This is a genomic window from Bacillus sp. T2.9-1 (assembly GCF_950097965.1).
Classification (GTDB): domain Bacteria; phylum Bacillota; class Bacilli; order Bacillales; family Cytobacillaceae; genus Niallia; species Niallia hominis.
Genome location: NZ_CATNHG010000106.1, coordinates 24956 through 33802 on the forward strand (window position 1 = coordinate 24956; position 8847 = coordinate 33802).

General features: G+C 33.4%; 6 protein-coding genes. 3 read left to right on the plus strand and 3 right to left on the minus strand.

All coding sequences use genetic code 11. From position 1 onward, the window contains the following. Positions 1–120: 120 nt before the first annotated feature. On the minus strand, positions 121–1824 hold the full coding sequence (gene ezrA / locus QQZ16_RS15445) for a septation ring formation regulator EzrA (RefSeq protein WP_031534968.1): 1704 nt from the start codon (positions 1822–1824) through the stop codon (positions 121–123). Positions 1825–2233: 409 nt separating this feature from the next. Here ezrA and hisJ point away from each other — a divergent pair, with 409 nt between their 5' ends. After that, positions 2234–3040, plus strand: coding sequence for a histidinol-phosphatase HisJ (gene hisJ, locus QQZ16_RS15450; RefSeq protein WP_031534970.1), 807 nt, complete (start codon positions 2234–2236; stop codon positions 3038–3040). Here hisJ and refZ read toward each other — a convergent pair. Beyond that, positions 3023–3649 carry a forespore capture DNA-binding protein RefZ gene (gene refZ / locus QQZ16_RS15455; RefSeq protein WP_031534972.1) on the minus strand — a complete coding sequence of 209 codons (627 nt, stop codon included), beginning with the start codon at positions 3647–3649 and terminating at the stop codon, positions 3023–3025. The two genes, hisJ and refZ, sit on opposite strands and share 18 nt — an antisense overlap. A 275-nt stretch (positions 3650–3924) precedes the next feature. Here refZ and QQZ16_RS15460 point away from each other — a divergent pair, with 275 nt between their 5' ends. After that, positions 3925–4410 (plus strand): GAF domain-containing protein, encoded by a 486-nt coding sequence (locus tag QQZ16_RS15460; protein WP_031534976.1) that lies wholly within the window; start codon positions 3925–3927, stop codon positions 4408–4410. Between the two features lie 66 nt (positions 4411–4476). On the opposite strand, the gene QQZ16_RS15465 is transcribed toward QQZ16_RS15460, so the two are convergent. After that, a complete protein-coding gene (locus QQZ16_RS15465; protein ID WP_031534978.1) occupies positions 4477–6351 on the minus strand; it encodes a sensor domain-containing diguanylate cyclase in 1875 nt (624 codons plus the stop codon). Between the two features lie 755 nt (positions 6352–7106). Between QQZ16_RS15465 and QQZ16_RS15470 the strand changes: the two genes are divergently transcribed. Then, complete coding sequence (locus tag QQZ16_RS15470) at positions 7107–8453, plus strand: ISLre2 family transposase (RefSeq protein ID WP_048717475.1); 1347 nt, start codon at positions 7107–7109, stop codon at positions 8451–8453. Positions 8454–8847: the final 394 nt, after the last annotated feature.

Below are 8847 nucleotides of genomic sequence, written 5' to 3' on the forward strand. Positions count from 1 at the left end.
TGGAAATAAAATGTTAACTCTTTCCATAACCGGAGAAATTTTTCGCTTTCCACAAAAAAAGTCTGAGACATGTCCCTCAGACTTTTTTCTACTTATAATGGAATTAGATGTTACTCATCATTACTTTTCATTTTCTTTCCATTCATGTGACCAAGCTTGAATCTTATTAGTACTTCCAGGCTCTATCTCTTCAATGGTTGCTGCAGCATATTGCAATGCTTCTTTATAGCGATAATTTCTAAAATGTGCTTCTGCCTCTAATAAGCCTTGATGGACTTTTTGATATTGGCGACGATACCTGTTCCCATATTGAATGATTTTCTCTGCTAAATAAACGGTTTCTACCAATTCAAGTGTTGCATTAACTAGCACCGTCACTTTTTCTTCTGTCACTTCTATTATGTTCTTCACTTCAACCATATTTAATGGTGTTCGATCTAACATTCTTTTTGCTTCATCAATACTTTCTTTTGCTTCTCGTACTAGCTCATTATACTCATCTGTCACACCTGGCAAATTGCTATTAGTAACACTTCTAATAGCTTCTGCCACTTGTTTACTTAGTTCTCTTATACGATTATGTGCAGAAACTTCATCTTTACGTAGAGCATGCAGCCTATCAAATAATTCTTTTTGTTCTAAAGAGGCATTTTCTAATTGCCCTTTCAGTTCCTTAAGTTCTTCTCCCAACAGAGTATGTGCTGCTGATTCAGTCAAGAGCTTATGTTCTAATACTTCATATTGCTTATAGAGATGATTTAATTTCTTCTCAAGCTTAAATTGCAGTTCAATATCTTCATTATCTAGATTATAGTTTGTCTGCAATAATCCAACTTCTACTTGAAGCTGTGCGTTTCCTTGCTGAACATCTTCTAAGATTTCCTTGGTTACGTTGATATTATTACTACAATAATTTTTTGCAAGTACTTCTTTTTCTAATAAATCATATAGCAAATCCAGCTTTTCCTGTATTTCTGCAATAACCTTTTCTACTGCCTCAACTTTTCCTTCTCTTAAATCATTTTCAGTTGATGCAAGTTCATTCATTAAGTTTTCGATTGCTTCTTCCATTTGCAAATGTTCCAAGATGTATCCTTGCTCCAACATATCTACATAGCCATCTTTTAACTCATCAAGTTGTTCTGGCAATTTTGTCTGACATTCAATCAGTAATGGAGGAATTTTTTCCATCAGATAAGTAATCGTTGTTAAACGTTCTTGCATTTTATAAACAATCTCTCTTGCTTCCAAATAATCCCCATTATTCGTTTTTTCATCATAAGTTATAAATAATTCCGCAACTTCGTGAAGCATTGTTTCAATCTTTTTCTCTGTCTCACCATAAGTATGACGATGTGCTAAAAGATTTTTTTTGCTGACACGGTAGGATTCTTTAAGTTCTTCAATTTCCGATCTGTTCTTTTCTTCACTACCAACTAGATTATTAAGTTCTTCTAATATAGTATCAATTCTTTTATCTACACTTTCCATTTTAAAGCGAATAGTATCTTGTGTCTTCTTGGCTTTCGGAAAGTTATATTTATCAATATAATTTTCCGTATCAAAAAGCAATTCCTCAATAGTAGGCAATTCGGTAGTAACAATGTCATCCCATTCTTTTCTCCATCTTTCGAACAACTCTTCGGTTTGTCCAATCATATTCAATTGTTTAACCTTTGCAAGCTCTTCTAATACGGGACGATTCATCATGTCTATTTTCCAATTTTCTAATTCATCGACACCATTATAATATTTTCGTTTAATAAAATATCCCGCTACAAATAGGCAAATAACTAAACCTATTCCACCAATTATGTAATTCATTTGAAGCCCCCTGTTCATACACCGGCCATAATTCCGTATCTATTTTAATTAAGCTAATAATTATCTAATAGTAAAGAGCAGTATTCCACAAAAATAATACGCATAAAGGTAACTGCCGTAAAAAAAAGATTACTTTTTCAAAATCCAAGCAAAATGTTTTAAGCTATATTAGATATCTCCCTTTTTGCAGGTAAATTTCTTTGTATTTATGATAACATGTAAACGACATTTTTTGACTATTATTTTACGTTTTTTTCATAATTTCGTTTACTTTTTTCAAAGTTCGCTAGATAACTTAAATTATATAAGTATTTTTCAAAAATAACACGTATAACTACTTCTTTATTAGTCTTCCTGCTATATTAGGTATATATCAATATTAGCAAATATAGAAAGGGTGATTATTCCCATGCAAAAAGACGGACATATCCATACTCCATTTTGTCCACATGGTTCTAAAGATTCTCTTAAACAATACGTAGAACAGGCATTAGCCCTTGGTTATAAAGAAATGACATTTACCGAGCACGCCCCCTTACCAGAAGGGTTTATCGATACAACACCAACGCAAGACAGCAGTATAACAATCGAAACATTACCCATTTATTTAAAAGAAATACAGTGTATCAAAGCAGAATATGAAGAAACAATCAAGATAAATGTAGGACTAGAAATTGATTATATGGAGGGATTTGAACTAGAAATAAAAAACTTTCTAGCAGATTGGGGTCATTTATTAGACGACAGCATTTTAAGTGTACACTTCCTGAAAAATCCTTTAAACAATCACTATGATTGTGTCGATTACAGCCCCGAGCTTTTTGGAAATATTGTAGAGCAGTACGGAGGAATATCAAAAGTATATGCTACTTATTACCAAACACTTTTGAAATCGATTCAAGCAGACTTAGGTCCTAACAAACCAAAACGAATAGGTCATATGACGCTGATACATAAATTCCAGCATTTGTATCCCATTGACCAAGACTTTCAAACTGTTATACTCACCATTTTAGACGAAGTGAAAAATAACAATTATGAACTGGATTATAACGGAGCAGGAGTAAATAAGCCATATTGCAAAGAACCATATCCTTCAAAGTGGATAGCTGAAGAAGCGGTTAAACGTGGTATCCCCTTAGTATATGGTTCTGATGCTCACCAGGCAAAAGATTTAGGACAAGGCCGGAACGTTATGTTATGGAATAATCGATAATTCATTTTCATTCATACAAACAACGTCATGTATCCATCGATGGATCTCTTCTGAATATTTTCTTTTGAAATAATCTTCATTTAGAAAAATATGAAGAACCTCGGTAACATAGAAAGAGTGAATAAAAGGCATGGAGAGTAGCCCTTTTAATTGAATGATACTATAGGAAATAGACTGTTTCCTAAATTCTTTTTTCTCTATCCCTTTTTCCAAAATTTGTGTAAAGATATATCTTTCTTTCACATAATAAGTCGACATTATTTCCCTTACAACTTGTGAATCAATCGTAACTTCTCTTAATATAAATCTGGTTAATTGAGGATTTTTGCATTGATAGGTGATAATACTGTCTACTAATTTTTTTAACTTTTCCGTTGGATTGCAGGATTGTAAATAAACTTGTTCTAACAATTCTAAATAGGTTTCGAAAAAATTCATATAACAATATTCTAACAATCCTTGCTTACCATTAAAATAATAGGAAATATTTGCTGTATTCACTTTAGCCAGCCCAGCTATATCTCGGATAGAAGTACCATGATAACCTTTCTGATTAAATAACGAAATGGCAGCTTCTACAATGGCATCCCTTGTTGAAATTTCTTTCATCTAGCCTAACCTCTTTTCTGTTGCGAATCCTTAAAAAGTATGGTTGAATTATTAAAAACTTCGCTTTATGATAAAGACTGTTTTTTCAAGGAAGAGTGTGTATGAGTTTCCATATCAGTATTTTGGAGAACAGCCATTAAATCTACAAATATGCTATTCCTTACACTTCTTTATAAATAGGGAGAATCCTTTAAAAGATTACCGACAAAGTATGGGTTCCTTCTGTATTTATCGTCAAAAAACAACATAAAAAATGAGAAAGATTGGTGATATACATGTTTAGCGTCGAAACATATAAAGGTAAACGAGAAGAACAGTACCAATTAGTTGAAAAACAATTACGTGCTTTATTAGAGGGAGAACATAATACAATTGCAAATCTTTCTAATGCATCAGCATTATTAAATCAATTTCTAGAAAAAACCAACTGGGTGGGCTTTTATCTAGTTGAAGACAATGAGCTTGTTCTTGGACCATTCCAAGGCTTACCTGCTTGTGTCCGTATTCCATTGGGAAAAGGTGTTTGTGGTACCGCAGCCTTTAATAAAGAAACAGTAAGAGTTGAAGATGTTCATCAATTTCCAGGTCATATTGCCTGTGACGCAGCCTCTCAATCCGAAATCGTCATCCCATTAGTCAAGGAAGACGGTACTTTAATAGGCGTCCTTGATATTGACTCTCCAGAAAAGAATAGATTTGATGAATTAGATCAAAAATATTTAGAGATTTTTGTATCTACATTAGTTAAGTTTATAAAATAAATCGGGATGTACTTCCAAATATAAAAAGGTGTCCTGCCCTTCTTCATGAGAGGCAGAACACCTTTTTTATTCGCTAACAAGGAGAGTATTTTGGATAACTACCTTGTCTTTTCCTGTTTCCTTTGCTATATACAATGCTTTATCTGCACGCTTAAAAAGCGTATTATACGTATCATTAGTTTGCTTATTCCAATAAGAAACTCCACAGGAAATGGTAACAGATGGCTTAGAATAATCCCTTACCTTTTTCACCAATCTTTCAGCAATCGTAACACCTAAAGAAAGAGTGACTTTTGGCAAATAAATAGCTAGCTCTTCTCCACCCCATCTGGAACCAACATCTGAACTCCGAATATTTTCTTTAATAATATTCGCCACTTGAATGATAATATCATCGCCAATTTGATGTCCATATGTGTCATTTATTAATTTAAAATCATCAATATCGATTAAAATAAATGTTCCTTCCTTATCTTCTATTAAGGACCTTTGAATCTTTTCATCCAAATAACTTCTAGAAAAAAGTTTTGTTAAATGATCTGTTACGACCATTTTTTCCAACTCCTCTCTTAACAAGGAATTAGTTAAGGCAAGAGTAGAATGATGTATTAAAGACTGTAACAGTTTAAATGTATCAAATGAAAAATGGTATGCATCTGGGTGCATTACTATAGCAAACCCCTTTAATACCCCTGTTTGCATCATAGGCACAGCCATTACAGACTTATACCGAACATCCTCAAGCTGCATACTGAAATCTCCTAAAAAGAGGGAATCTTTCTCCATTTGAATTTTCTCTTTAAAATAATCAATATAATTCTTCGATTCCGGCTCAAAAAAGAAAGAAGAGCTTCCTTGTAGCACTTTTGTTGAATCATTTTCGATGGAAAACAGAATAAATCCTACTTCCTTTGCATTAAAACTCGCAGATATTCTTTCACAAATATATGTCATCATTTCATTTAAGCGTAAATTAGAATTTAATTGATCCGACGCCTCATTTATTAACTGTAAATCAGTAACTAATTTTTTTGATTGCTGATACAGCTGAGCATTTTCCAATGCACCTCCTGCCGTATTTGCCAATAAAGAAATAAATTCCACTTCATTTTTCGGAAAAGAGCTAACATCTGGAACAATAATTTGCAGAACTCCGTATACTCCTTGTTTTCCTTTTAAAGGAGCATAGATAACAGAACTTTTTTCTTCTTTCAAATTTTCGAATTGCAATTCAGCCGTAACATATGCTTCCATAGCGGCCATGTTTTCACTGTCATATTCTAAATCCTTTATTGGCAGATCCATTGGACTATTATTATCATGTGATAGCAAAAGATAATAATGATACGAAGGATACACTTTTTTTAAGGTAAAAATAACCTCTCTTAATACATCTTCCATTTTCATAGAGGAATGAAATTTTTCAGTCACTTTAAATAACTGCTTATATTTCTTCTTATCTCTATTAACATTTAACATATTTTGCATATTTCTAAATAATATTCCGACTTCCTTTGCTACCATATCGAATAAAGAAATTTCTCCATTTGGCTCGTCCAATAATTCCTTCTTGATCTTTATTGCTAGAATATAGTCAAGTTTCTCCTTACTTTTCAGGGCTAGCATCATATAATCATGTATTGTATCTTCCGTAATAGGCAACCGGAAAAATTTATACCCACTTGCCAATTGTAAATTTTCCTTTATACAGGTATTCTTTCCTAAATCATCTCTACTAGCTGTGGTGGATACGATTGACCAATTCAAATCCCATTCTTCACTGGTATATAGAGTAACTTCAACAGCCCCAAATACTTCTTTTATCGCTTGGAGCGCTTCTTGGATAATTATGTCGTAATCATCGTTTATTAATTTAATATCATACAATTCAAAAAAACGACTTTTTAATATTAATATTTTTTGGTGGCCAAGGAAGTCCATGTATTTATCACCTAATTCACCTAACTATTCATTCTTTGATTTAGTAATTCTTATTTAAAATATAAATACGAGATAAATTTAATAAAGAGTAAAAATTAATCGAAGCACTTTTCCAAGGAACAATCTTTATTTTATATATATTGATTTTTTATTTATTGTCGTAATTATAATACTTTTGTACTGATTCATAAATAGATTCCCTTTTAGAATAAGTACCAAAATAACAACTTATATATGTAACCAATCAGAATAAAATTAACGGGAAATATTTTTCTATTGAGGATGTAAACCAACAATGATAAAGCCTATAATATAGTACTAATTACATATCTATTCAAATGTGAATAGGAGGAATCTAGTTTGCAATACCACTAAATATTACTATACACTAGGTTTTATTTTATCATGGATATAATAGAATTAATTATTTCTTGAACTCCACCTAATTATATAGTTAAATTATACTAATTATACCATATTGGCAATAAATAGATTAGACAAAAATATTTTTTTACTTTCGTTAACATTTCCCATGATCTCTAACTTATGTCATTCTGTTCTCATCCATTCAAATTAATAGTAAGTATGAGTAAAATGTTTGTGGGTAGAAAATAATTTACCCTCTGGTTTGGTTGGTGGTCGTTAGACCGCCAACCAAACGCAAGCGCGGTAGTATGAGCAAAAATAAAGAAAAAGGGACTTTCTTTTTGTATAGTAGTGTTTGCGGACAAAACATACAAAAGGAGAAAGTCCCTATGAAACAAAATACCATAAAACTACCTACATTAAAAGAAATAGAAAGTGATTTATTTAAAACATTACAGGAAACTTTTTCGGAAGTTCTCGAGGAGCTGTTAACTGGGTATGACAGAGAAATAGCTGAACAACGAGATAAAGGAAGATATCAACTCAAAGATAAGAGAGCGATTCAGATGGACACCTTATTTGGATCTGTTTCAATTAAGCGAAATTACTATTGGGATCGTATCGGCAACAAATATGTCTATTTATTAGATCAATATTTACAGTTTGAGGGCGGTAAAGGATTTAGTCCAGTTGTGGAAGAAATGGCGATGGAATTGGCGGTTACTGGGCCATCATACAGACATGCATCTTCTACGTTAGAAAAATTACTTGGATACTCTGTAGCTAGTCATGAAGCGATTCGTCAACATTTATTACAAACAGAAGTTGTACCGAGCTTGCCAATCGAACCAAAAAGAAAGGTATTATTTATCGAAGTAGATGGCTTATTTATTAAACGGCAAGGTGGTAAGAAGCGCGGACGAGAAGAAAAGATCGCAGCTATCCATGAAGGTTGGTCTATGAATGGAAAGAGAGCCAGTCTTGTGGGAAAACGGCATTTTATTCATAAAGCAGAAGCACCTTTCTGGGAAGAGTTAGAACAATTTTTAATGGATACGTATCATTACGATCCAACTACTCATCTTTTAGCTATCAATGGGGACGGAGCTAGTTGGATAACTGCGTGCAGAGAGTATTTTCAAAAGAAAGCTTTTTTCACGATAGACAGATTCCACGTAGCTCGAGAAATCCAACGTATTTTTAAAGAACATCCTAGATATAAAGCGATACGAAAAAAGCTAGCTAAGTATGATGGAGAGGGATTATTAGTAGAGTTAAATAGTGCAGTGGCGACCCTGGATACAGAGAAAAAAGAAGAACGATTAGAAGCATTAATTAACCAGCTTTCTCCATATCCCGAGGCACTTGGAGACTATAGAATTTGGTTACAGGAACAAGGAATAGATACGAGTGATATGCGTCCGATGGGCAGCGCAGAAGGAACCATGAGTGTGTTTGCCAAGCGTCTGAAAAACGGAAGGGCATGGAGTGAAAAAGGAATAGATGCATTTATTCGATTCATGGTTGGCTTAAAAGATGGATTAGATATTAAAACACTGATCGGAACAATGACGAAACGATTGGAAGAGAAGGAATCAAATCATATAAAACCAAAATACTACCGTGAAAAACTAACCAAAACAGCAGGACAGGCAACAAGACAAAACATTGCCTATTTGAGTCAAACAACAGGAAAGCCACTATATCATGCGTTAAAAGCATTACAAGGATTTTAAAAAGGATTGTCGACGTTTAACTGTAAACTGTATTCTAAAAGGTTATGGATTTTAACAACATAGAAAACGCAGAGTGGATTGGAGCGAAAGGCACTTGACTCCTGCGGGACATAGAGGAAAGGTCGAGACCCCACAGCCGGAACGGCGAGGAGGCTCGACTTCCTCCCCGCGGAAAGCAAGTGCCTGTAGCGGAAAGGAACGGTCTATTGATCCCAAAAAATTTTACGAAAACAGCCTGACTATAAATAGAGTAAGTATAGAAAGCGTTAACAATAGAGATAGCAAACACACTGAAAAAGAGAGAAATTCCGACGATAAAAAATTTCTCCCACAAATACTTGACTCAAACGCTTTTCTATTAATAGTTGCTATCTGAAAATGATAGGAGTATAAT